Source organism: Synechocystis sp. IPPAS B-1465 (assembly GCF_003015225.1).
Lineage (GTDB): Bacteria > Cyanobacteriota > Cyanobacteriia > Cyanobacteriales > Microcystaceae > Synechocystis.
This window is the reverse complement of record NZ_CP028097.1, coordinates 39,462-62,850: the sequence shown is the minus strand read 5'-3', so window position 1 is coordinate 62,850 and position 23,389 is coordinate 39,462. Positions and strand designations below refer to the sequence as shown.

Here is a 23,389-nt window from a genome sequence, read left to right as displayed (position 1 = left end):
CAAGAATTGATCCCCTTTCGGAAATCTGGACTACCTTGAGGACAATCGACTAATAATTTTTACGTAAATGTAAACTTAAGAAAACATTTATGAACTTTTACCAAGATAGTTACATTGCTTGGCTCTAGGATGTTAATAGTAGATGTACCAAGCAAAAATACATAAGTAAAAGATAATTATTTTTTGATGTTTGATCGACCATGGTGGGGATAAGTTAAAAGTACTGCAACACTTCGTCCTATCCGACCCTTTCGTTAAGTCAAATTTTTATGTTTCTAGTTCTAATTGAGACTTCCGGTAATCAGCATTTTATTTTCTCGACTAATAAACTAAGGGAAAATATTGGTGCATCAGAGTTGACCTATCTTGCTACAACGGAAATATTGTTCCAGGGGGTGGATAGGGTTTTCCAGACTAACTACTATGACCAATGGTCTGACACAAACTCCCTAAATTTTTTGGCAGATAGTAAGCTTAATCCCGCCATTGATGATCCTAAAAATAACGCTGACATTGAAATTTTATTGGCTACCTCTGGAAAGGCGATCGCCCTGGTGAAAGAAGAGGGCAAGGCTAAACAATTAATTAAAGAAGTTACCAAGCAGGCCCTAATCAATGCCCCGGGTTTAGAAATTGGTGGTATTTATGTGAATTGTAATTGGCAAGATAAATTAGGGGTTGCCAAAGCAGTTAAAGAAGCCCATAAACAGTTCGAAGTAAATAGGGCTAAACGGGCTGGGGCTAATGGTCGCTTTTTGCGGTTACCGATCGCCGCTGGGTGCAGTGTAAGTGAATTGCCTGCCTCTGATTTTGACTATAATGCCGATGGTGACAAGATTCCTGTTTCTACAGTCAGTAAAGTTAAACGGGAGACTGCGAAATCTGCCAAAAAACGTTTGCGGAGCGTTGATGGTCGGCTAGTTAACGACCTAGCACAATTAGAAAAGTCCTTTGACGAATTAGATTGGTTAGCAGTGGTCCATGCCGATGGTAATGGTTTGGGGCAAATTTTACTAAGTCTTGAGAAATATATTGGTGAGCAAACAAACCGCAATTATATTGATAAATATCGTAGACTTTCTTTAGCCCTGGATAACTGCACCATCAACGCTTTTAAAATGGCGATCGCTGTCTTCAAAGAAGATTCCAAAAAAATTGATTTACCCATTGTCCCATTGATTTTAGGTGGAGATGACCTAACGGTAATTTGTCGGGGGGACTACGCCCTAGAATTCACCAGGGAATTTCTTGAAGCATTTGAAGGGCAGACAGAAACACATGATGATATCAAAGTAATAGCCCAAAAAGCCTTTGGCGTTGATCGCCTTTCTGCCTGCGCTGGGATCAGTATTATTAAGCCCCATTTTCCCTTCTCTGTTGCCTATACTTTGGCGGAAAGATTAATTAAATCAGCTAAGGAGGTCAAACAAAAAGTTACTGTGACAAATAGTTCGCCAATAACTCCTTTTCCCTGCTCTGCCATTGATTTTCATATTCTCTATGACAGTAGCGGCATTGATTTTGACCGTATTCGTGAAAAATTACGGCCGGAAGATAATACCGAGCTTTACAACCGTCCCTATGTGGTGACAGCAGCGGAGAACCTCAGCCAAGCCCAGGGTTATGAATGGTCCCAGGCCCACAGTTTGCAAACACTAGCGGATCGGGTTAGTTATTTACGTTCCGAAGATGGGGAAGGAAAATCTGCATTACCCAGCAGTCAAAGCCATGCCCTACGAACGGCATTGTACCTAGAGAAAAATGAAGCAGACGCTCAATATAGCTTAATTAGCCAACGCTACAAAATTCTCAAAAACTTTGCGGAGGACGGAGAGAATAAATCACTATTTCATCTCGAAAATGGCAAGTACGTCACCAGATTTTTAGATGCACTGGATGCCAAAGATTTTTTTGCTAACGCTAACCATAAAAACCAAGGAGAATAACTATGCGAGGAATTGAGATAACCATAACCATGCAGAGTGATTGGCACGTTGGCACTGGCATGGGTCGGGGGGAACTGGACAGTGTTGTACAACGGGATGGAGATAATCTGCCCTATATTCCCGGCAAAACCTTAACAGGTATTCTGCGGGATAGCTGTGAACAGGTTGCCCTAGGTTTAGATAATGGTCAAACCCGAGGGCTTTGGCATGGGTGGATTAATTTTATTTTTGGCGATCAACCTGCCCTAGCTCAAGGAGCTATTGAGCCAGAACCTAGACCTGCCCTAATCGCCATTGGTTCTGCACACCTTGACCCTAAGTTAAAAGCGGCTTTTCAGGGCAAAAAACAATTGCAAGAGGCGATCGCCTTTATGAAGCCAGGGGTGGCTATCGATGCAATCACGGGCACAGCTAAGAAAGATTTTTTACGCTTTGAAGAAGTAGTTCGTTTGGGAGCGAAATTAACTGCGGAAGTTGAGTTAAATTTACCCGATAATTTGAGCGAAACCAATAAAAAAGTTATTGCTGGTATTTTAGCCAGTGGAGCAAAGTTAACCGAGAGATTAGGCGGTAAACGTCGCCGGGGCAATGGGCGCTGTGAATTAAAATTTAGTGGTTATTCTGATCAACAAATTCAATGGTTGAAAGACAATTATCAATCTGTTGATCAACCACCTAAGTATCAACAAAATAAATTACAATCTGCCGGAGATAATCCAGAACAGCAACCCCCTTGGCATATTATTCCCTTAACCATTAAAACCCTTTCTCCTGTTGTTTTACCAGCTCGTACAGTCGGTAACGTTGTCGAATGTTTAGACTATATTCCCGGGCGTTATCTACTGGGCTATATTCACAAAACCCTAGGGGAATATTTCGACGTTAGTCAGGCAATCGCCGCTGGGGATTTAATTATTACCAATGCCACGATAAAAATTGATGGTAAAGCAGGACGAGCTACCCCATTTTGTTTGTTTGGGGAAAAACTAGATGGAGGATTAGGTAAAGGTAAAGGAGTTTATAACCGTTTCCAAGAATCGGAACCTGATGGCATTCAATTAAAGGGAGAACGGGGCGGCTATGTTGGCCAATTTGAACAGGAGCAAAGGAATCTGCCAAATACGGGGAAAATTAATTCAGAGTTATTTACCCATAACACCATTCAAGATGATGTCCAGCGGCCCACCAGTGATGTGGGGGGAGTTTATAGCTATGAAGCTATTATAGCCGGACAAACATTCGTCGCTGAGTTACGTTTACCAGATAGCTTAGTCAAGCAAATTACAAGCAAAAATAAAAATTGGCAAGCTCAACTAAAAGCTACAATTCGCATTGGTCAGTCTAAAAAAGATCAGTATGGCAAAATCGAAGTTACGTCGGGAAACTCTGCTGATTTGCCTAAGCCTACGGGCAACAATAAAACTCTTTCTATTTGGTTCTTATCCGATATCCTTCTCCGAGGCGATCGCCTAAATTTTAATGCTACTCCGGATGATCTCAAAAAATACTTAGAAAATGCTCTGGATATCAAGCTCAAAGAACGATCAGACAATGATTTAATTTGCATTGCTCTCCGTTCCCAGCGGACAGAATCCTGGCAAGTACGGTGGGGTTTACCCCGGCCATCTCTAGTGGGTTGGCAAGCTGGTAGTTGTCTGATTTATGACATTGAATCTGGCACTGTTAATGCCGAAAAATTGCAAGAATTAATGATCACCGGCATTGGCGATCGGTGTACAGAGGGTTACGGTCAAATCGGTTTTAACGATCCATTACTTTCGGCTTCCCTAGGAAAGTTGACAGCTAAGCCTAAAGCTTCTAACAATCAGTCCCAAAACAGCCAATCCAACCCATTACCCACTAATCATCCTACCCAAGATTATGCTCGATTAATTGAAAAAGCGGCTTGGCGGGAAGCAATTCAAAATAAAGCCTTAGCCTTGGCATCTAGCCGAGCGAAACGGGAAGAAATTTTAGGCATTAAAATTATGGGAAAAGATAGTCAACCCACCATGACTCAATTAGGAGGATTTCGCTCCGTATTAAAACGGCTACACTCAAGAAATAATCGAGATATTGTCACAGGTTATTTAACAGCTCTAGAGCAGGTTTCTAATCGAAAAGAAAAATGGAGTAATACCAGCCAAGGATTAACTAAAATTCGTAATTTAGTCACCCAGGAAAATCTCATTTGGAATCATCTTGATATTGATTTTTCGCCGTTAACTATTACCCAAAATGGTGTTAATCAGCTAAAGTCTGAACTTTGGGCGGAAGCAGTGCGAACCCTTGTTGACGCTATCATTCGGGGTCATAAACGGGACTTAGAAAAAGCTCAAGAAAACGAATCTAATCAACAGTCACAGGGAGCAGCTTAACACCATGGCTAGAAAAGTTACTACACGCTGGAAAATTACAGGCACATTAATTGCAGAAACCCCTTTACACATTGGTGGTGTGGGTGGCGACGCTGATACGGATTTAGCCCTGGCGGTTAATGGTGCGGGTGAATATTATGTGCCAGGGACAAGTTTAGCCGGTGCTCTGCGGGGTTGGATGACCCAGTTATTGAATAATGATGAGTCCCAAATTAAAGATCTTTGGGGTGATCATTTAGATGCAAAACGGGGAGCTAGCTTTGTTATTGTTGACGATGCGGTTATCCATATACCCAATAATGCTGATGTTGAAATTAGGGAGGGTGTTGGCATCGATCGCCATTTTGGAACCGCCGCCAATGGGTTTAAATATAGCCGAGCAGTTATTCCCAAGGGTTCTAAATTTAAATTGCCATTAACTTTTGACAGTCAAGATGATGGGCTACCGAATGCGTTGATTCAATTGTTGTGTGCCTTAGAAGCAGGGGATATTCGCCTTGGGGCCGCAAAAACCCGGGGTTTAGGTCGCATTAAACTAGATGATTTAAAGTTAAAATCCTTTGCTTTAGATAAACCAGAAGGTATTTTTTCTGCTTTATTAGACCAAGGTAAAAAATTAGATTGGAATCAATTAAAAGCAAACGTTACCTACCAGTCTCCTCCCTATCTAGGTATTAGTATTACCTGGAATCCCAAAGATCCCGTCATGGTGAAAGCTGAAGGGGATGGACTGGCGATCGATATTTTGCCCCTCGTTAGTCAAGTGGGAAGTGATGTTCGATTTGTCATTCCCGGCAGTTCCATTAAGGGGATTTTACGAACCCAGGCTGAACGTATTATTCGTACTATTTGCCAGTCTAATGGTTCTGAGAAAAACTTCCTAGAACAATTACGAATCAATCTGGTTAATGAATTATTTGGGTCTGCTTCTTTGAGCCAAAAACAAAATGGCAAGGATATAGATCTGGGTAAAATCGGAGCCTTGGCAGTGAATGATTGTTTTTCTAGTTTATCCATGACCCCAGATCAATGGAAAGCGGTAGAGAATGCCACGGAGATGACGGGGAATTTACAGCCTGCTCTTAAACAAGCTACGGGTTATCCCAATAATATTAGCCAAGCTTACAAAGTACTTCAACCGGCCATGCACGTCGCTGTAGATCGGTGGACAGGGGGAGCTGCCGAAGGAATGCTTTACAGCGTGCTCGAACCCATTGGGGTCACCTGGGAACCGATCCAAGTTCACTTGGACATTGCCCGTCTCAAAAATTATTACCACGGTAAGGAAGAAAAACTTAAACCGGCGATCGCCCTATTGCTTCTTGTATTGCGGGATTTAGCTAACAAAAAAATTCCCGTAGGCTATGGCACTAACCGCGGTATGGGAACGATTACTGTCAGTCAAATCACCCTCAATGGCAAAGCCCTCCCCACTGAACTTGAACCTTTAAACAAAACAATGACTTGTCCTAATCTCACCGATCTAGATGAGGCATTTCGTCAGGACTTAAGCACTGCTTGGAAAGAGTGGATTGCCGATCCCATTGATCTATGCCAGCAGGAGGCCGCCTAATGAAGAACCTTTACCACTACCACCAATATGAAATTACCCTCGAATCCGCCGTCGATTCTTGCAAAAACCATCTCCAAGCGGCGATCGGGCTGTTGTATTCTCCCCAAAAGTGTGAACTAGTCAAACTGGATAACTCAGGCAAGTTAGTTGATTCTTACAATCGTCTTAAGTTCAATAACCTAGGCGTATTTGAAGCCCGCTTCTTTAATCTCAATTGTGAACTGCGATGGGTCAATGAATCTAATGGTAATGGCACTGCCGTCTTGCTTTCAGAATCGGATATTACCTTAACTGGTTTTGAGAAAGGTTTACAGGAATTTATTACGGCGATCGACCAACAGTATTTACTCTGGGGTGAACCCGCTAAACATCCCCCTAATGCTGATGGCTGGCAACGACTAGCGGAAGCAAGGATCGGGAAACTCGATATTCCCCTCGATAACCCGTTAAAACCCAAAGATCGAGTTTTTCTCACCAGCGAAGAGTACATTGCTGAAGTAGATGATTTTGGTAATTGTGCCGTTATTGACGAACGTTTAATTAAATTGGAGGTTAAGTAAAATGACAGTCGGAACATTGGGCGTTGTTGGCAGTGCTAAAAACCTCAAATTACAACTTAGTTTTATCAACACAAGGCAACAGTATGTTCAAATAACACTTTTTGAGCGAAATTCTTTTAAGGTTGCTGAGGAAGAATTTTCTACTGAACTTGTGGAAATCATTAAAACAGCACTACCAACTCTCAAAAATAAAAAAGTTGAATTTGAGGAAGATGGCGATCAAATTAAACAAATCCGAGAAAAAGGTCAAGCTTGGGTTGGTGCCGCAGAACAGATTGCACCTTATGTTCTTCCTTCTGGAAATATTACTGAAACACCCAGAAATGTTAACGCTAGCAACTTTCATAACCCCTACAACTTTGTCCCAGCCCTACCCCGCGATGGCATAACCGGAGATTTAGGCGACTGTGCTCCTGCTGGTCATAGCTATTACCATGGCGATAAATACAGCGGCAGAATTGCCGTCAAACTAACAACCGTTACCCCTCTATTGATTCCTGACGCTTCAAAAGAAGAGATAAATAACAACCATAAAACCTATCCGGTTCGTATCGGCAAAGATGGCAAGCCCTATCTACCTCCCACTTCCATTAAGGGAATGTTGCGCTCTGCCTATGAAGCGGTCACTAATTCCCGCTTAGCCGTGTTTGAAGATCATGACTCTCGCTTGGCCTATCGAATGCCTGCCACCATGGGATTGCAAATGGTTCCTGCCCGCATTGAAGGTGATAATATTGTTCTTTACCCAGGAACCTCAAGGATAGGCAATAATGGCCGACCAGCTAACAATGATCCTATGTATGCGGCATGGCTTCCTTACTATCAAAATCGTATTGCTTATGATGGTAGTCGTGATTATCAGATGGCTGAGCATGGTGATCATGTCAGATTTTGGGCTGAGCGATATACCAGAGGAAACTTCTGCTATTGGCGTGTCAGACAAATTGCACGACACAATCAAAATTTAGGTAATCGGCCTGAACGAGGACGTAATTACGGTCAACATCATTCAACAGGAGTCATTGAACAATTTGAAGGATTTGTTTACAAAACCAATAAAAATATTGGGAATAAACATGACGAACGAGTATTTATTATTGATCGAGAAAGTATCGAAATACCTCTATCTCGAGATTTACGGCGAAAATGGCGAGAATTAATTACAAGCTATCAGGAAATACACAAAAAGGAAGTTGATAGAGGTGATACTGGCCCTTCCGCTGTAAATGGGGCTGTTTGGTCACGGCAAATTATTGCAGATGAATCAGAGCGGAATTTATCGGATGGGACTCTTTGTTATGCTCATGTTAAGAAAGAAGATGGACAGTACAAAATTCTCAATCTTTATCCTGTAATGATCACACGGGGATTATATGAAATTGCGCCGGTTGACTTATTAGATGAAACCCTAAAGCCTGCGACGGATAAAAAGCAACTATCCCCAGCAGACCGCGTATTTGGCTGGGTCAATCAACGGGGCAATGGTTGCTACAAAGGACAATTACGAATTCATAGCGTAACTTGCCAACATGATGATGCCATTGATGATTTTGGTAATCAAAATTTCTCTGTTCCCCTTGCTATTTTGGGACAACCTAAACCAGAACAGGCTCGTTTTTATTGTGCCGATGATCGAAAAGGAATTCCTTTAGAAGATGGCTATGATCGTGACGACGGCTATAGTGATTCAGAACAAGGCTTGCGAGGACGCAAAGTCTATCCTCACCACAAGGGGTTACCAAATGGCTACTGGAGTAATCCAACGGAAGACCGAAGTCAACAAGCTATCCAAGGTCATTACCAAGAATATCGTCGTCCTAAAAAGGATGGTCTTGAACAAAGAGATGATCAAAATCGTTCTGTAAAAGGTTGGGTAAAACCACTGACCGAGTTTACTTTTGAAATTGACGTTACTAATCTTTCGGAAGTTGAGTTAGGTGCTCTATTGTGGTTGTTAACCTTACCTGATTTGCATTTCCACCGTCTAGGAGGAGGTAAACCGTTAGGTTTTGGTAGTGTTCGTTTAGATATTGACCCTGACAAGACAGACCTAAGAAATGGGGCAGGATGGCGTGATTATTACGGCTCTTTACTAGAAACAAGTCAACCAGATTTTACAACTCTAATTAGTCAGTGGATTAATGCTTTTCAAACGGCTGTTAAAGAGGAGTATGGTAGCAGTAGTTTTGATCAGGTTACTTTCATCAAAGCTTCTGGTCAGAGTCTCCAAGGATTTCATGATAATGCATCTATCCATTATCCTCGTTCTACTCCTGAGCCCAAGCCAGATGGAGAAGCTTTTAAGTGGTTTGTTGCCAATGAAAAAGGTCGACGATTAGCCTTGCCAGCGCTGGAAAAATCCCAGAGTTTTCCAATCAAACCTAGTTAATAAAAATTATGCCTAACGTTATTGTTTCCCCTTGTGGCACCAGCCTACTCACCAATCAAATTGATGACTCCTTACGGAAGTTAATCAATCGTAATTCCAATTTAAAGGAAGCTGAAATTTCATCTGAAGATAAAGCGCAAATTGATCGCCATTATCAACAACGGAGCCAAGAACTTAACGAAGAAGATATTGAAGGGGCTAAAAAACTAAGTGCTGAACTCAATGGCATCTTAACTTATAGTAAAGGTCAAATATCAACTTCAGATCATTACTATCTTATTGCCACGGATACCTATGTCGGAGGTTTAACAGCAACGCTGGTTACAGATTGGATTCAATCCCATCAGGGCAATGCTTTTTTAACAATAATTAGAGATCTCTCTACAAAAGAGATTGAAACTTTTCGGTTAGCCATGTCCGAAATTGTGCGTTGGTGTGATTATGAATTAAACAATCAATATCCCCAACCAGCTTGGAAGAGAATTTTTAATCTTACTGGAGGATTTAAAAGCGTTAATGGCTTCCTGCAGGCCTTAGCAATGTTTTATGCTGATGAAAGTATTTACATTTTTGAATCAGATGGTCAGTTATTAACTATTCCTAAGCTACCGATTAAGTTATCACCTGAAGATGACCTTGCTAATAATTTAGATATTTTTAGACGATTGGCTATTTTAGGACATGAAATTCCTGCTAATGAATGTCAAAATATTTCTGGAGCACTATTAGAACAAGTTGATGGTCGAGCTTCTTTATCTGAATGGGGGCAGCTAGTTTGGCAGCAGTTCTCTGGCGGACATTATCAGAATCAACTTCTGCCACCTTTGACTTCAAAATTAAAATATTCTGAAGAATTCGTGATCGATATTCAGAGCTTGCCAAGAGACCGATTAGCTATTATCAATGCACGCCTAGATGATTTGACAAGATGTCTGGAGTCTAATGGTGAATATAATCCTCGCTCCTTAAGATTTCATTCTCTTGAGGGTCGTCTATTTCGAGGGCGACTAAGTCCTGAGCCCACCCACGAATGTTACGCTTGGTCAGATAAAGATGCAAAGCGGATTTATGGTCATTTTGAAGATAATGTGTTCATTATTGATAAATTGGGGCTGCATTTATAAATTGAGATCGTAGATTTAAAAATAGGAAAGACTACGACCCTAGTTTACTATTTCTAACTGCTAAAAATTACAGAATTACTGCTTGAGTAATGAATTGGCTATCTCTTCCAGTTGTGGAAAAATTTTGTTTGCCTTCTCCTGTAGCTTTTTGGCAGATTTGGGATCTTTTCTCATACCACAGTGGGCAAGGTCGTTGCGAATTTCAGTTAAGTCATTCCAGAGTTGACTAAGAAATTGATATTGGGATAAGGCTTGGAACTGCTCATCAAAGCTGGATGGCCCCACTGGCTCTCTTTTTTTTTGAACTGCGCCACCGTTATTGAGAGCGAAATTGATCTGCTTACGGTGGTCTAGAATTTGCTTTGCTCCCAAACGAAAAGCTACCACCGAGATCAGCCACTCACTGGCCAAGGTCATAGCCTGCACTGCTTGGCCCCGTTGCAAATACCAGTTAATCAACTGAAACTGCAGCCAGAGATTGCGTTGTAAATTTTCCGGTTCCCACGACTCCGGCAAGGCAAATTGCCCATACTCCGCTAGCAGTTGATCCTTAATCAAATTGAAAGGTTTAGCCCGTTGGTCGAAACTGTCACTGGCCCGGTTGATAATTTCCTCCAATTGCACCGTTAGCTCCAGGGTTTCCATCGGCCTTGCCAAGGCGATTGCCTGGGAAATTTCAGCAATGACTTTCCCGGCTTGGTCCAGACGACTACCGGGATTACGCACTTCCGGATTATCCCTTCTTTCTGCACCGGGAATAGCGGTCTGGAGCAACTGCGCCAAAGGCAACCCATCTCCTAAATTAACAAAGCGATCCGTCGCCGCTAGCCAATCTAAAAGACTCAGCATCGGTAAAAGATCATAGGTAGGACTTGATTCTCCCTGGGAGTTGGGGTCAAAAGCACCGTATAAAACCCCCTCCACCTGCACTTGCCGGACTGTCCGCAAATAGGAAATAGCCAGCAGGGCCACCACTGGTAAAAAACGATAACCATGGGTAAAGTCAAAGATAACTCGATCGCCATGGTCTAAGCAGTCAGTAATACAGTCAAAAATATCCCATAAATCTTCTGGGGCACTCCCTTCCGGAATGTCCTCAATGGGCCTTATTGTTACTTTATCGGCAAGACAATCTTGCAACCCCTGCCAATTGGTGACCTCAGCTCCTCTGGGCGCAACAGTGGCAACCGTCTTGGTTAAAAGCACATAAATTTCTGTCGGCCGATAAAAATCCACCAACGCTTCTTGAAAGAACCTAGTTTTACAAGTAATTTCAGGATTAGTAGGATGGACGTAGGTGGTTGTTTGATAGTTATTAAAACCGAGAAAAGAGATGATTTTCATGTCATAAATAAATTCAATTAGTGAAGTTCTTCAGTAAACTAAAGATTTAATTATCGCACATTAATTAGATCATAAAAATGGCTATAAATACAACATAATTAAGAGCAAGATTTAATCGGGTCAAGCTTTTCTCGTCCTTGGTATTCCTCCTAGGAATTTTGGCTAAGGATCTTGGGGTCTCCAATCCCATTTTCTATCATTAAATTCCTACCTCTTCTCTTTTTAAGTTTTTAATTTCAGAATTGATTTCTAGTTGTAATATGGTGTCTACCTAGGTTGTAGAAGTTTATGTTCGCTTAATGGTAACTTGGCTATTGATTAGTAAGAACATGGCGTGTATTACCAAGCGACGACCCGTTGAAATGCCTCTTGGTAATACTGCAAAGTTTCCTTATCAGCACAAATAAAAGCCACAGAGCCGATCGCCATGTTGGAGAGGAGAAAATTACTAACGGTTTCTAGCGCAATGCGGGCCGCTATTTCCGGGGGAAAACCCATGGCCCCACAGGCGATCGCCGGAAAAGCCAGACTACGAATGCTCTGGGAAACCGCTAATTGCAAACAGTTTTGGTAACAACTAACCAGTAATTCTTCTTCCCCTTGGTTTCCTCCTTTCCACTTAGGCGCAACGGTGTGAATAACCCAATTAGCCCGGAGATTAAAACCAGGCGTGAGTTTGGCTCCTCCCACCGTACATCCCTGTAAATCCTGGCAAGCCTGCAACAATTCTGGCCCTGCTGCTTGATGAATGGCTCTGGATAAAGCACCACTATTGGATAAATTACGATCCGTAGAATTAACAATGGCTTCCGCTTTTTCCTTGGTAATATCCCCCAACCGAGGCCCCTTTTGGAAGGCATAGCGCAAATCGGAATGACCAGCAGAACGTTGATAATTGCGCCGATAATTCTGAGCGCTGGCCATCTTTCGGTAGGACTTATACTCTCGCTGATTTAACTTTTGTTCCAGATCCTCCAATGCCGCCGCTTCCGGGGCAGACATGGGCAAATTAGCACCGACAATTTCTGCCCTGGCTTCCTGCAATACCTGACCGGCTCCCCCGTAGTCTCCCCGATCCACCCGTTCCATGGCTTCTTTTTTGGCCCGGGCGGACATCATCAAAGCCACCTGCTGTTGCACTTCTTGGTTGGACGGTAGGGCTTCAAATTCTACTTTGGTCAATACGGGCAGTTGGAGATTCACCATCAAGGTCTGTTTCTGCCTTTCCCCATCCAACCAACTCAACGTTACCGTACCAAGGATTTGTTCCTCTTTGATGGCTGGGACTTTTAGCCGTACCACCACATCAATGGAGTCACCGTAAATTAAATTAGGTAGTTGGTAACGTCCTTGATTGTCTAACTCAAAATCATTCAACAAATCCAACACCTGCACGCCAGCCTGGGAAGTGGCAGTCAAAGTAACTCCATTGCCATAGGTAGCGGCCAGACCTTGCAATTCCCGCTCAAAAATAGTCGGTAATTGTTCCGCATCGGCAACGTAGTAATAATTACCGTCCCCACTACGGGCCATGGCTTCTAACAAATCTTCGTTGTAGTCATCCCCTAAACCAAGGGTCGTAGTACTAGCTCCCCGTTGGGCTAAACCATGGACATCGGTGGCAATGATATCGGGGTTAGTTTCCCCTCGATTGGCTAAGCCATCGGACAATAAAATGATGCGATTTAATTCAGCACTCAAATTTTGACTAACTTGAATGCCTCCCTGTAGCCAACCGCCATGTAAATCGGTACAGCCCCCAGGATTTATACCCTGCACTAAGCGTTTGAACTGGGCTTTATCCTTAACTAAAGTACTAGGGATTAGGGTTTGTACCTGGTCATCAAAAATGGTTACACTCAGGTGATCGCCGGGGGACAGTTGGTCAATGGCATAGCACACTGCTTGGCGGGCATAGGTAATTTTGTTATGGCCTTCCATAGAACCAGAACGATCAATCACAAACCCTAAGTTTAAACTTGGTCGGGGCTGATCCATTGCCGGTGGAGAAGGGGGAGTAATCCGAATAATTAAATCTAGAGTGACTGCCCGTTCGGAACAAACTGCATTTTTGAGGGGAATAAAACTAACTTGGGGCGTATTCATTGATTAAACCTTTTTTTCTTGATTGATGAAAGACTTTGTAAAATTCTTTGCCAAAGATTCTCTTGCTCTTGGTGGGTACTGGGTAACAAAAAATCGTTGCGGACATGGACTTCTAAACCTGGCAAAATCACTAACCTTGTCCAAACAGAAGGGGTTGGTAATGCGGTTTTTTCTAAATTAGAATCATCAGCTTTTCCAACTTTCCTGGACTGGGATGGAGCCGGGGCAGATTTAGCTGACCTTTGTTGAATTTCTTGGAGAAAATTAAGGGCTGGATTAGCAGGAGTTAGGGTTAGTACCACCCCGCCCTGGAGTAAGGCTTCTAGTTCTTGATTGGTTTTTGATTTGGCCAAATTGTCGATGGCACTAGCTCCGTAACCCTCCACCAATAAACGCCGCACCAATAGGGCTTGTAAAAGATGGCGGTAGAGGTAACGGGCTTCTCGACCCTCCTTAAGAGGTTCATCCAACAATCCCATGCCGGTGTAATGCCTTACCAACCGGGAAGTCATCTCCTCCCGCACCCTGGTATGGGACTTTTCCTCCGGTAAAAATTGGGGCAATAATCCGTTGACTATTTCCACAAATTCGTCGAGGGACCAAGGTTTCGGGGCTTGGCTGAATTGTTGCAATGTGCTCATGGAACTATCCTAAGCACACAATCCAAAAATGTCAATGACAACTTTAATTGTCATTATTAGATTAAGAAAGAAAACTTCAACCTCAACTGCCCCGGTATCACATTCCCCCGTTGCCTGCGGTGAAAATAAAGATGACAGGGGGAGCAAAGAGCCTTTAAATTACTAGGGGAGTTATTACCTGGATCATAATCACAGTGGTGAACTGCCATCCTGAGCCGATACCGATCGCCGGTTGATAAACCCTTCCCTTCCCCTGGTTTGAGGCATTGCACCCCACACCGTTCACAAGCCCAATTGACAGATTGCTTTTTCTGTAGAGCCAACTGAGCCCACTCGGAGGGATAACGGTCATCTTTCATCGTGAATCCGTAGTAATTGTTGAAGTCAAAGTCTTGATAAGGGGACTTAACGCCTGTCCACCAACTAGATGCTATACAGTCTATTTGTTGTGAGAAATTTACCAGCAGTTACCCAGCATTTAAGCCTCCATCCTGATGAAGTACAAGAATTAATAACTTAAGGAAATTTTCATCCTCTTTTACGACATTTAGAGCTGCGCTACGATGCCTTCTGTAGTCATAGTCAGTGAAAATTGTTCAACTCTTTTATTAATAAGATTATTGTAGCTATTACCTGCGAGATACCACTCATCTAAGATATTCCGCGCCTGTTCTAGTCTAAGGCTTAATAGAAAATCCAATTGCTCTTGACTGAATCTTTTTCCTCGAACGTTGAGGGTACGTTTTAAACTTAACCTGAGCATATTTCTTGCTTCTTCAGCACTCTCTGTAATCCGGTTTGACTGGTTTCCTGTGTAAGGAAACCTCAGGGAACGCGCAATGAAATAATTCAAGCCTGGACTAACATATCGTAGGTTACGAGGATCATTATTTTGTTGATTTCCGTCCAGGTGATGGATTTCTACCTCTCCTTTACGTGCGTAGTAACCTCTACCATAAAGCTCATAGCCCGTGGCCAAGAATTTACTAACTTGATGTTGATAAACACTATCCTGACTTATATTGGTTTCGTGAAACTCGAAAAATCCACTATTTTCAAGCAGTTTAAATAATTCTGACCTCTTCCCACGAGTTAGGAAGAGATAGCCATCTTTATTGATTTTCCAAGAAGTAAAATCAAGGTATCCGAATGATTTTACCTTAGCAACACTTTCACGCAAAGCTTGCATTGAACCATGTCTAGTTCTTTTTCTTCTGTTGGTAGCTTGGGTTTTAAACACAGGTGGCAGAGTCCTTGTCATTTCAGTGGCCTCAGTAAAAATAAGTTAAACAAATTCTTCAGCTCGCTTTTGTATACCTCTTAGAAATCAGAAATAAGTTGTGAAGGTTCTCCCCCAGGGGGCGCACTCTCCTCCAGCGGGGCTGACGATTGCGGGCTCTTTGAGTCGACTTCCTCTTTCTCTAGACGAGGCTGAAGCAATCTTTATCTAGTTGATGTTGCCTAGGACGTTTGTAGTGCCCCGCGCGCCTTTACCTCTGGTAATTTATATTTTGGCTGCAGTGCTCTACTTAGGTCTGATAGGTTTTTAGCGATCAACTCCCAGGGGTCAATCTAATACTCAGTATAGCTACCATTTTCAATAGTTTACCCTAATTGTTCCACTTATTCCTTTGGTAGGGTGGCGATTTTTATTGATGGTTAGAAAATGAGGTTGTCTCTGATCTAAGTCTTAATCCGGCATTTCTTACCCCTAAGCATGCCCTTAAGCTTAGAAACTCTAGGGAAGTGATGGTGCTTATATTGAATAATTCTAGAGGTATATACGTCCAGGAAGAATCCTTTCTATTAACAGCACTCCGGCTAAAAAGTGGGAAGGAAATAAATGGAAGCACTGTTTTGTTGATCAATGCCTGGGGAGAGTTCCGCCCGCCTTTTAAGCTCCCAGTCTGTGTTACCCCTGCAGAGCTGGTGCAGCCGTTGGAAGAGGAACTGGAGGGGGCGCTAGTCATTAGGCGGGCGGCTTCCCTTTGTCCAGAAGCCCCTGGTCTGGAGGGAGCCGTAATCCCTCGAGTACAGCAGAGGGTGCCTCTCCTCTACAGCACAGTCGATACGGTTTTGTTTCCCTCCCGTACCTCCATGGCTTCGACTCCTCACCCACAGTGAAGCTTTATTAATTGGGCAGGGGGCAACCAAGGATGTTGCGAAAACAGTCCCGCACTTTATCAAGGAGCACATTAAGCGATGCTGGAAGGACCACTAACAGTAACCCTCGCTTACGTAGTAGTGGTTACTTTTCCATTGATGCCCATCGACCGCAAGAAGATAGCTAAAAGCTGCCACCGGGGTCTGGAAGGCACCATCTCTCCTCTGACATCCGGGAACTGAAACAACGGACAAGGAGGGCAAAAATTAAGGGTTATGGTTTGACACGAAAGGCGGAGCTGTAACAACAATTGCTCACCTTCCCCCGCTAGCACTACCCTAAACCCTGCCAAGAAGGTTGATGGTGCCAAAGCCCCGGCTTACTCCCTGCCGCTACTCCCCGAGATTTAGTTGCTGATGGGGTGAAGGTTCGTGGGCTCTAGTTACCCCTTTACCTGCCATCAAAAACATAGCTGGAGAAAATTAGCTGGCATTTTTAAAGACCCGATGCAGTGGAGCCCCTTTTTTCACAGGACTCATAGGTCAATAAATCCGGTGGGGGGAGCAGATTCTGGACACGGGTCCCTAAGTCCTTTCCCTTTGCCCCATCAAGGTAAGGCTTATCACAACCCCCTCTCCGCAGTAGATAGCAAAAACAGAGAGGAGAGAGAGACATACATTAATTGGTACAATGCAATGCCGCACCAAAATTTCGACTACTCTGAGCTATCCCCCAATGTCACCCTTAAACTTAAGGTCATTGTTGTCATGATTAAGGACCTTGACCTTAACGAAGACTTCCAATTAATTGGAGAGCTACTTGCTGAGGTCTTTCTAAACTATTTGCCCGCAGCTAAACAAAAATCTTGGGTTGAATCGGAACTACAAGGTTTAATGACTTTTACGGAGGCTATGGCATATTATCTAACTGAGATTCTGGGTGAAGAGGAGCTGATCAGTATAGAAAGGCTCTGACCGCCTATGCCGACCTTTAACCCATAGGAAAAGGAAGTGAACTGCCCCAAACAACGCGGCAGTTAACCGAGGAGTCCATGTTCAGGGGCTGAGGAGACCTGCCCCTCCCTTAGCTGGAAGTTCAGACCAGTACCACTTCCCACCGGACTTGTGAGCCCTCCACGGTAAGTCGTCGGGATAACGATTCTCCTGGGCATATTCCTGCAGAGTCCTTTTACTTTTCCATATCCCTGCCCGTTTCAGAAGCTCCGCTAACTCGGTAGTGGTTAATTTTTCCTCCTTTGGCGAAGCCGTGGACTGCCCCGCCCCATCTGGTAACTGATGCCTATCTAAACGCACCTGCAGGGACTTTATCTCAGCCATTAAACGCTCCTCCAACGCTGCTACCGTCTCATCAAGCTCAGCACGGGTAGTTAACCCCTCAGGCAGTGCGGGGGGATCCACATAATCGCCCTGCACTACCCGGGCAATGAAATGTTGCAGCTCACCGCTAGCAGAATTACCCCTATCCTTAGCCCACTGCTTAAAAGAATCCCACTGAGAGGCTTGGATGCGAAAGGTAGCAAGGGTGAAGTCAGAATTAGCCATTGGTGCAGAACCGCGAATGTGACCGAAGCAAGGGAAAGTAAGCCCCCTCTTCAAATGTATATACACAGGCAATCAATTTTATATAACCAAGGAGGAGAATAGCTATGTTGGAAGAAACGATCGCCGTAACCCTTGCCTACCTAGCAGTGGTCATCCTACTGATGGCTCCTGCCCAACGAACACATTCAAGCAAAGCTCCCCAGGGAGGCAGAGGAGCGCAGAGCCTCTGTTTAAAGCAATTGACCATCAGAGAACTCAAGCAAAGGGCGAGGAGGGCAAAAATTAGGGGCTATGGTTCGATGCGTAAAGTAGAGCTCCTCCAGCATCTACTAGCCTCCCCGGAGTAGGAGCACTGCTCCCGACCTGTTTTCCAGTAGCTCCCCCCTCTAAGAAGAACAACGATCACTGTGGCCCTGCTACTGCCCGAGCAAAACTACACTAGGTCCAAGGGAGCCCCTACCCAGCAGAGGATAGAGGACCACTGCTTCTCTGCCCAACAGCAAAAACCATAGCTGCTAAAAAGTTGGTGCAAGTTTTAAAGACCCTATTGACTAGGGTACCCCCGATAGTCTCAGTCCTAGGTGAATAAATCCGGGCAGACAATCCATTGTAGACGCGGGTCCCTAAGTCTTCCTCCTTACTTAAGCAAGGGAGGTGGAGACAGCCCTGTCCCCTCGGTGATTAACCAAAACAGAGAAGAGAAAATGACCAGTATGGTTGATATGGGTATGACCATTTCTGCCCTTGAAGCCCATACTCCCTCCATTAAGAATCCCGGAGAAGTAACGTTTGAGGACGAATCTTCACTGAATGCCCTGGGCGGCACCTCCCTTCAGCTCCCCATTGTGGATGAGCACTTCATCTTCCTTAGTTAGTGGGAGGGACGCTATCACCAACTCAGTGAGGCTCTTACTATCGGCAGATACGCCACCACTATCTTCTCCCCGGACATTCTCAAGGAACTGCAAGCTAAAAGAAACCACAGCTTGACCCTTTGTTTTACCATCCCCTGCTGGGTTAATCCTGAGACCTGGCATCTCGACAATACCGTTGCCAAGACCCGGAACGACACCATTATCCTCTGCCTTTTCCATAAGGGAGCTCTGGTGTTCGGAGGGGGCAACCATCTATCTATCTCGACCAACCCCCCCCAGCATTTTGAGCTCCTCCAGGACCTCGAGTCCCTGGCGGCGGGTATCTCAACGGTACTTCGGCTGCTAGTGCACAGGGTCCTTGAACCGGACGATGGATTACTCGTTCATCAGCCTTTTCTTTACTGTGCTGGCTTTGCCCGTGACCTGGTAACGGAACTGAGAGGGAAGCAAAAAACCACCCCCATCTCCCTAGGAGCCAACCATGGCTACCGCCACTAAGAAACTGCCATCTAGCTAGCGCCATTGCTTCAATCCTCGGCAGGGTAGGAGCCTATTACTCTTTCCCCCGCTGACCCTATTCAATATCAACCACCAAGCTCCCTATGCTTATTACCCTCGAGCCTACTTTCTACCTCCGTAATCACCCCCTCTACTATTCCCCCTATGACACATTAATGATCACTAGTATTGAATCCCCGATTAAGTTGAGTATCCCGGATGAGGACTTCACTATTCGAGAGGTGGGGTTCCTCCATGCTTATCGCTTGAACCTAAGTTTTCCCCCCGACCTGCTGCTGACATACGCTGATATGCTCAGCGATAGTGTTAGCAACGTTGCGGACTACTTTTTAGGAGAGGGTCAGAGCTCATGCTTCCCCGAAAATGTTGTGTCCTCCGCCCAACAGATTATTTACATTGAGGATTTTTACGTTGAGCCCCAATATCGCGGTCGCAATATTGGTCTCAAGTCCTTGGCACTGTTCTTGCAGATGTTGGGACAGGGGGCGATCGTCGCAGGTTGCCCTTTTCCTGCCGGGGAAGAGGATTCCCCAGGGGCCCGTCGCCGACAAAGACTGCTCATTGACTATTGGTCTAAGCTTGGCTTGCTCTGCCACTGCCAGAAGCGTAATATCCTCTGGAATGATAATTGGCAGCTACCCAAATGGTTAGAGGAGTGTCTCTGGCATGAAATATAGTCCTTAGTTCTGCTTCTTGCCCGGGGACACCAATCCACAGTGCTCCGTCGCTCCCACTTTTCTCTCGACTGTCGAGGTGGTGGTGGGTTCGGCAGCTATTGCTATGAGCTGGGAGTGTAACTAGGTCCTTTGACGGCAAACGACTGACCCCGCCACCACTGCAAGCAGGCTCGGGTATTGAGCCCTCCCGCCACTATCAATCCACTTCCCTGGGATAACCCACTCTCTCTTTGCCCCTAGGGGGTTAATGGCTGCTCTTTGTCAACTAGATCTAAGTAACTAAAATTACCACCGTTTCCATGTTTGTACTACACTAGAATAAGCTTCGCAGAAGCTTAAGAGGAACTAGTTCCTTTGCTAAGGTGATGAGGGCTCTCTTCCCTCGCATCGAGATTGAGCCTTGAGGGGGTGAGCAGAGGAATATACTCCACAGGGTAATCTCATCATGCTGGCACTATTCCCCCATACCCTGTGAAATGCTAATGCTCCCTTTCAGAGCAGAGGGCGATGTTTCCCTATCCCTACTTTGCAGTCGGGGGGAAGGGGAGCAGACAATGAGATTATCGGGGTCCCTCTGATTCTTGCTGTTCCCCATGGGCTTTTCTCAATAACCTTAGTCCGGCTTCTTTCGGGGTGCCGTCCCCATTGACGTAGGAGTAGAGGGTGGCGGTGCTGATATTGAGCTTCTGGGCTACTGCCTTGGCACAGGCTTCTGGGTTCTTCATCGCTTCCATTAACATCTGGAGCATTACCCTATCCATCTTCCTTGGTCTACCTCCCATCCTTCCCCTCGCCCTCGCTGCCTGTAGTCCTGCTCTGGTCCGTTCTGAGATTAACTCTGCCTCGTATTCCGCTAGGGCGGCGAACACGGCGAAGAATAGTCTTCCATTGGCGGTGCTGGTATCGATTTCTGCCCCTGCTCCCGCTAGCACCTTAAAGCCAACTTCCCTTTGCCGTAGCCCTTCGACGATCATCACGAGGTCTTTGAGGTTTCGCCCCAGCCGGTCTAGTTTCCACACTACTAAGGTGTTACCTGGTTGCAGTGCTTTGAGCCCTGCTTCTAATCCTGGACGCTGAGAGTTTCTACCGGAACCGCAATCTTGATAAATCCGGTCTTCCTTTACTCCGGCTGCTAGTAGGGCGTCTTTCTGCAAATCTAGGTGCTGGCTTCCGTCTGTTTTGGAAACCCTCATATAACCAATGAGCATAGTGATGAGCCTAAAAAGCTATAACGGGGGGGTCCAACTTGCTTTGAATAGTAGACCACTTTTCTTACACGCTTAGGGGGGTGAAACCATCGCCGGGGGCACTGCTTAAAAACCAGTCGTTTTCTTTGCTCTTACTCCAAGCTCATCCACTGTTTATCCTAAAGTAAGGATTCCTTTCTTTCTGTCTTTCCTCCTGGGGCTGTTATGCTTGCTAAGTTGACATCTAAGAATCAGCTCACTTTACCTAAGTCGGTTACCCAACAGATTGGTGCGGCGGAATACTTTGAGGTCACGGTGCAGAGTGGGCAGATTATTCTTACCCCGGTTAGGATCCAACGGGCTGATGCGGTCAGAGCTAAGTTGGCTCTTCTGGACATAATAGAGGAAGACATTAACAATGCCGTGGATTGGGCGCGTCAGTCATGAAGACAGCTCCACGGGTTGTTAGACGGCGGGAGTAACAGGAGGGTGCTAACATGACAAACCGAATGATAGAGACTTCACCGCTAGTCTATGCAAGAGCCGCTGGGCTCCTGTACCTCATTATCATTGTGCTCGGTCTGTTCGCTGAAATATTCGTGCGTTCATCAATCATTACTCCTGGTGATGCCACTGCCACCGCCGGGAGTATCTTGGGAGCAGAGGGACTCTTCCGTGCCGGGTTTTTAGCCGACTCGATCATGTTACTGAGCGATGTGGCGCTTGCCGTGTTGCTGTTCACCCTCCTGAAGCCGGTCAATAAGACCCTCGCGCTTGTCGCGTTGTTTTTTCGGCTGACGCAGACGGCGGTGATCGCCGTCAATCTACTTAACTACTACGCGGCGGTACTTCTGCTGAAGGGACCAGGCTACGCAACGATCTTCGGAGTAGCCCAGCTCAACTCGCTATCGTTGCTGTTTCTCGACCTGCATAGTTATGGGTATGACTTGGGACTGATTCTGTTTGGGGTTCATTGCCTGATTCTCGGCTACCTGATTGCCAAGTCACTATACCTGCCGAAGGCCATTGGGTATCTTGTGATGGCAGCTGGAGTCACCTATTTAATTGGTAGCTACACTCGATTTCTGTTCCCCGACTTTGTTGGAGCTGTGTCGCCGATTTACGTGGTGCCCATAGTGTCTGAACTCTCTCTGTGTCTGTGGTTGCTCATTAAAGGCGTCGACCTAGAACGCTGGAGGGAAGTTACAGGGAGTGCCGGCGTTGTGTAGTCCGCAGACCCCTCGTCTAACGCTCCGGTTGTAGCTCTGGGGGGTCCCACAGGTAATTACGTGATAAATGGCAGGCTGGGGACTGTATCCTTTTGATATCAAAGGTAACGGTTAAAGAACTAATGCAGGTGCTTACCTACCTCAAGTTCAGGCTCAATGCAGCTGAACAAGAGGAATTGTTGGCTGACTATCTACCTTTTTGCGAAACAGTGGAGATACCCAACCCTCCACCGCCAACTCCCCTATGTAGAGATCCCTTTGATGTGCCCTTTTTGGTCTTGGCATTGGTTGGGCAGGCTGATTACTTAATTACAGGGGACAAAGACCTACTGGAACTGGAGGAGCCTTTTCCCTGTCCGATTGTTGCGTTAGAGCAGTTTTTGTTTAAATGAATGGGTCTGGGTGGCTGCTAAACTCTCTTGCGCTGTTGAGGGCAACTTCCGTAAAGAAGCTGGACTAGTTTTAAGAAGTGCAGGGAGAGTAAAGACAATAAGTGCGGACCCTCTACCCCTAACCAAAGGCTTCCCGCAACCCGGAGAATCAGGCGTAGTCGGAAGTGATGATGTGGCTGTACAGACCCAGGGGGGTGTCGACGGCGATTACTGGGGTTTGTTAGAGTCATAGTGGGGATGTCAGAGTAATAGATAAGCTGGCTTCCATAGGGTCTTTTTTTGAGTGCTTTCCCTCTTCTTCACTCGGCACTACCATTGTCGATTTTCACTCCCACTCTTCTACTGTTGGGGTACTATGCCGACCACTCCCCAGTTTTCCTCTCTGCTGGTCTGCCCTGTAACATCCTCTTCTCTGATGCTGTTTTGGAGACAATGGCTCTAGTTCCCTCAGCGGCTCTGACTCGGTGACTTTTAGAGGCATCCTAGGGTAGCTCCCCACTTACTACCGCAGCTGGGGTTGGCGGGGAATACCGGGGGCTAACGGGGAGGTGAGGGGCTGTAATTGAATGCAAAACTAAAGCTCCCCTGGGCTAATGCAGGGGCGCAGGGCAGGACTAATTCTGGGCTGGGTCTACTTTCCATCCTGCTCACCCCGTTGTTGCTGGCGGGAACCCTTTGTTTAGTGGAGGGCTCTGGAGGACTAGCTTTTCTTGTTCCTTTTTCTCCAGCCCTGCCATTGAGGTAAAGCGAATTCTTCAGCTCGCTTTTGTATACCTCTTAGAA

General features: G+C 45.3%; 20 protein-coding genes. 13 read left to right on the top strand and 7 right to left on the bottom strand.

Going from position 1 to position 23,389, the window contains the following annotated elements:
• Nucleotides 1–269 precede the first annotated feature (269 nt).
• Genes C7I86_RS17040 through C7I86_RS17015 form a run of 6 tightly spaced genes read left to right on the top strand, consistent with a single transcriptional unit; the run spans nucleotide 270 to nucleotide 9,970 of the window.
• Nucleotides 270–1,946 carry a hypothetical protein gene (locus C7I86_RS17040; protein ID WP_011153736.1) on the top strand — a complete coding sequence of 559 codons (1,677 nt, stop codon included), beginning with the start codon at nucleotides 270–272 and terminating at the stop codon, nucleotides 1,944–1,946.
• Nucleotides 1,947–1,948: 2 nt separating this feature from the next.
• Nucleotides 1,949–4,324 carry an RAMP superfamily CRISPR-associated protein gene (locus tag C7I86_RS17035; RefSeq protein ID WP_011153735.1) on the top strand — a complete coding sequence of 792 codons (2,376 nt, stop codon included), beginning with the start codon at nucleotides 1,949–1,951 and terminating at the stop codon, nucleotides 4,322–4,324.
• Nucleotides 4,325–4,328: 4 nt separating this feature from the next.
• Nucleotides 4,329–5,897 (top strand): RAMP superfamily CRISPR-associated protein, encoded by a 1,569-nt coding sequence (locus C7I86_RS17030; protein ID WP_011153734.1) that lies wholly within the window; start codon nucleotides 4,329–4,331, stop codon nucleotides 5,895–5,897.
• The gene (gene csx19 / locus C7I86_RS17025) at nucleotides 5,897–6,457 is read left to right on the top strand and encodes a CRISPR-associated protein Csx19 (RefSeq protein WP_041428280.1); all 561 of its coding nucleotides are present in this window, start codon (nucleotides 5,897–5,899) and stop codon (nucleotides 6,455–6,457) included. Before C7I86_RS17030 ends, csx19 begins: the two co-directional genes overlap by 1 nt.
• Before the next feature lies 1 nt (nucleotide 6,458).
• Nucleotides 6,459–8,846 (top strand): TIGR03986 family CRISPR-associated RAMP protein, encoded by a 2,388-nt coding sequence (locus tag C7I86_RS17020; protein WP_011153732.1) that lies wholly within the window; start codon nucleotides 6,459–6,461, stop codon nucleotides 8,844–8,846.
• 8 nt (nucleotides 8,847–8,854) lie between these two features.
• The gene (locus tag C7I86_RS17015) at nucleotides 8,855–9,970 is read left to right on the top strand and encodes a hypothetical protein (protein ID WP_011153731.1); all 1,116 of its coding nucleotides are present in this window, start codon (nucleotides 8,855–8,857) and stop codon (nucleotides 9,968–9,970) included.
• A gap of 75 nt (nucleotides 9,971–10,045) precedes the next feature.
• Here the strand turns inward: C7I86_RS17015 and csx2 are convergent, their stop codons facing one another.
• From csx2 to C7I86_RS16990, 5 genes are all read right to left on the bottom strand, one after another.
• On the bottom strand, nucleotides 10,046–11,314 hold the full coding sequence (gene csx2, locus C7I86_RS17010; protein WP_011153730.1) for a TIGR02221 family CRISPR-associated protein: 1,269 nt from the start codon (nucleotides 11,312–11,314) through the stop codon (nucleotides 10,046–10,048).
• Between the two features lie 339 nt (nucleotides 11,315–11,653).
• Nucleotides 11,654–13,420, bottom strand: a complete 1,767-nt coding sequence (locus tag C7I86_RS17005; RefSeq protein WP_011153729.1) for a macro domain-containing protein — start codon at nucleotides 13,418–13,420, stop codon at nucleotides 11,654–11,656.
• A complete protein-coding gene (locus C7I86_RS17000; protein WP_011153728.1) occupies nucleotides 13,417–14,061 on the bottom strand; it encodes a MerR family transcriptional regulator in 645 nt (214 codons plus the stop codon). Before C7I86_RS17000 ends, C7I86_RS17005 begins: the two co-directional genes overlap by 4 nt.
• Nucleotides 14,062–14,117: 56 nt before the next feature.
• Nucleotides 14,118–14,420 (bottom strand): HNH endonuclease, encoded by a 303-nt coding sequence (locus tag C7I86_RS16995; RefSeq protein ID WP_011153727.1) that lies wholly within the window; start codon nucleotides 14,418–14,420, stop codon nucleotides 14,118–14,120.
• Nucleotides 14,421–14,608: 188 nt separating this feature from the next.
• Nucleotides 14,609–15,301: an HNH endonuclease gene (locus C7I86_RS16990; protein WP_223211244.1), complete on the bottom strand. Its 693-nt coding sequence runs from the start codon at nucleotides 15,299–15,301 to the stop codon at nucleotides 14,609–14,611.
• Nucleotides 15,302–16,671: 1,370 nt separating this feature from the next.
• Between C7I86_RS16990 and C7I86_RS16980 the strand changes: the two genes are divergently transcribed.
• Nucleotides 16,672–17,139: a hypothetical protein gene (locus tag C7I86_RS16980; protein WP_234376118.1), complete on the top strand. Its 468-nt coding sequence runs from the start codon at nucleotides 16,672–16,674 to the stop codon at nucleotides 17,137–17,139.
• An 81-nt stretch (nucleotides 17,140–17,220) separates the two neighbouring features.
• Here the strand turns inward: C7I86_RS16980 and C7I86_RS16975 are convergent, their stop codons facing one another.
• The gene (locus tag C7I86_RS16975) at nucleotides 17,221–17,727 is read right to left on the bottom strand and encodes a helix-turn-helix domain-containing protein (RefSeq protein WP_223211242.1); all 507 of its coding nucleotides are present in this window, start codon (nucleotides 17,725–17,727) and stop codon (nucleotides 17,221–17,223) included.
• Between the two features lie 104 nt (nucleotides 17,728–17,831).
• Between C7I86_RS16975 and C7I86_RS16970 the strand changes: the two genes are divergently transcribed.
• The 3 genes from C7I86_RS16970 (at nucleotide 17,832) to C7I86_RS16955 (ending at nucleotide 19,798) form a co-directional block, all read left to right on the top strand.
• A complete protein-coding gene (locus C7I86_RS16970; protein WP_011153722.1) occupies nucleotides 17,832–18,074 on the top strand; it encodes a Rho termination factor N-terminal domain-containing protein in 243 nt (80 codons plus the stop codon).
• Between the two features lie 357 nt (nucleotides 18,075–18,431).
• Entirely contained in the window at nucleotides 18,432–18,602 is a 171-nt protein-coding gene (locus C7I86_RS18815; protein ID WP_158299054.1) for a hypothetical protein, read from the top strand.
• A 602-nt stretch (nucleotides 18,603–19,204) separates the two neighbouring features.
• A complete protein-coding gene (locus C7I86_RS16955) occupies nucleotides 19,205–19,798 on the top strand; it encodes a hypothetical protein (protein ID WP_011153719.1) in 594 nt (197 codons plus the stop codon).
• A gap of 560 nt (nucleotides 19,799–20,358) precedes the next feature.
• Here C7I86_RS16955 and C7I86_RS16950 read toward each other — a convergent pair.
• Nucleotides 20,359–21,006, bottom strand: coding sequence for a recombinase family protein (locus C7I86_RS16950; RefSeq protein ID WP_011153718.1), 648 nt, complete (start codon nucleotides 21,004–21,006; stop codon nucleotides 20,359–20,361).
• Nucleotides 21,007–21,210: 204 nt separating this feature from the next.
• Between C7I86_RS16950 and C7I86_RS16945 the strand changes: the two genes are divergently transcribed.
• From C7I86_RS16945 to C7I86_RS16935, 3 genes are all read left to right on the top strand, one after another.
• Entirely contained in the window at nucleotides 21,211–21,432 is a 222-nt protein-coding gene (locus tag C7I86_RS16945) for an AbrB/MazE/SpoVT family DNA-binding domain-containing protein (RefSeq protein WP_011153717.1), read from the top strand.
• Nucleotides 21,433–21,482: 50 nt separating this feature from the next.
• On the top strand, nucleotides 21,483–22,214 hold the full coding sequence (locus C7I86_RS16940) for a DUF4386 domain-containing protein (RefSeq protein WP_011153716.1): 732 nt from the start codon (nucleotides 21,483–21,485) through the stop codon (nucleotides 22,212–22,214).
• A gap of 122 nt (nucleotides 22,215–22,336) precedes the next feature.
• On the top strand, nucleotides 22,337–22,606 hold the full coding sequence (locus tag C7I86_RS16935; RefSeq protein ID WP_011153715.1) for a putative toxin-antitoxin system toxin component, PIN family: 270 nt from the start codon (nucleotides 22,337–22,339) through the stop codon (nucleotides 22,604–22,606).
• Nucleotides 22,607–23,389 lie beyond the last annotated feature (783 nt).

Coding starts and splice junctions, on each gene's coding strand:
- C7I86_RS17040 (WP_011153736.1), top strand. CDS start 270: ATGTTTCTAGTTCTAATTGAGACTTCCGGTAATCAGCATTTTATTTTC.
- C7I86_RS17035 (WP_011153735.1), top strand. CDS start 1,949: ATGCGAGGAATTGAGATAACCATAACCATGCAGAGTGATTGGCACGTT.
- C7I86_RS17030 (WP_011153734.1), top strand. CDS start 4,329: ATGGCTAGAAAAGTTACTACACGCTGGAAAATTACAGGCACATTAATT.
- csx19 (WP_041428280.1), top strand. CDS start 5,897: ATGAAGAACCTTTACCACTACCACCAATATGAAATTACCCTCGAATCC.
- C7I86_RS17020 (WP_011153732.1), top strand. CDS start 6,459: ATGACAGTCGGAACATTGGGCGTTGTTGGCAGTGCTAAAAACCTCAAA.
- C7I86_RS17015 (WP_011153731.1), top strand. CDS start 8,855: ATGCCTAACGTTATTGTTTCCCCTTGTGGCACCAGCCTACTCACCAAT.
- csx2 (WP_011153730.1), bottom strand. CDS start 11,314: ATGAAAATCATCTCTTTTCTCGGTTTTAATAACTATCAAACAACCACC.
- C7I86_RS17005 (WP_011153729.1), bottom strand. CDS start 13,420: ATGAATACGCCCCAAGTTAGTTTTATTCCCCTCAAAAATGCAGTTTGT.
- C7I86_RS17000 (WP_011153728.1), bottom strand. CDS start 14,061: ATGAGCACATTGCAACAATTCAGCCAAGCCCCGAAACCTTGGTCCCTC.
- C7I86_RS16995 (WP_011153727.1), bottom strand. CDS start 14,420: ATGAAAGATGACCGTTATCCCTCCGAGTGGGCTCAGTTGGCTCTACAG.
- C7I86_RS16980 (WP_234376118.1), top strand. CDS start 16,672: ATGCAGTGGAGCCCCTTTTTTCACAGGACTCATAGGTCAATAAATCCG.
- C7I86_RS16975 (WP_223211242.1), bottom strand. CDS start 17,727: ATGGCTAATTCTGACTTCACCCTTGCTACCTTTCGCATCCAAGCCTCT.
- C7I86_RS16970 (WP_011153722.1), top strand. CDS start 17,832: ATGTTGGAAGAAACGATCGCCGTAACCCTTGCCTACCTAGCAGTGGTC.
- C7I86_RS18815 (WP_158299054.1), top strand. CDS start 18,432: ATGACCAGTATGGTTGATATGGGTATGACCATTTCTGCCCTTGAAGCC.
- C7I86_RS16955 (WP_011153719.1), top strand. CDS start 19,205: ATGCTTATTACCCTCGAGCCTACTTTCTACCTCCGTAATCACCCCCTC.
- C7I86_RS16950 (WP_011153718.1), bottom strand. CDS start 21,006: ATGCTCATTGGTTATATGAGGGTTTCCAAAACAGACGGAAGCCAGCAC.
- C7I86_RS16945 (WP_011153717.1), top strand. CDS start 21,211: ATGCTTGCTAAGTTGACATCTAAGAATCAGCTCACTTTACCTAAGTCG.
- C7I86_RS16940 (WP_011153716.1), top strand. CDS start 21,483: ATGACAAACCGAATGATAGAGACTTCACCGCTAGTCTATGCAAGAGCC.
- C7I86_RS16935 (WP_011153715.1), top strand. CDS start 22,337: ATGCAGGTGCTTACCTACCTCAAGTTCAGGCTCAATGCAGCTGAACAA.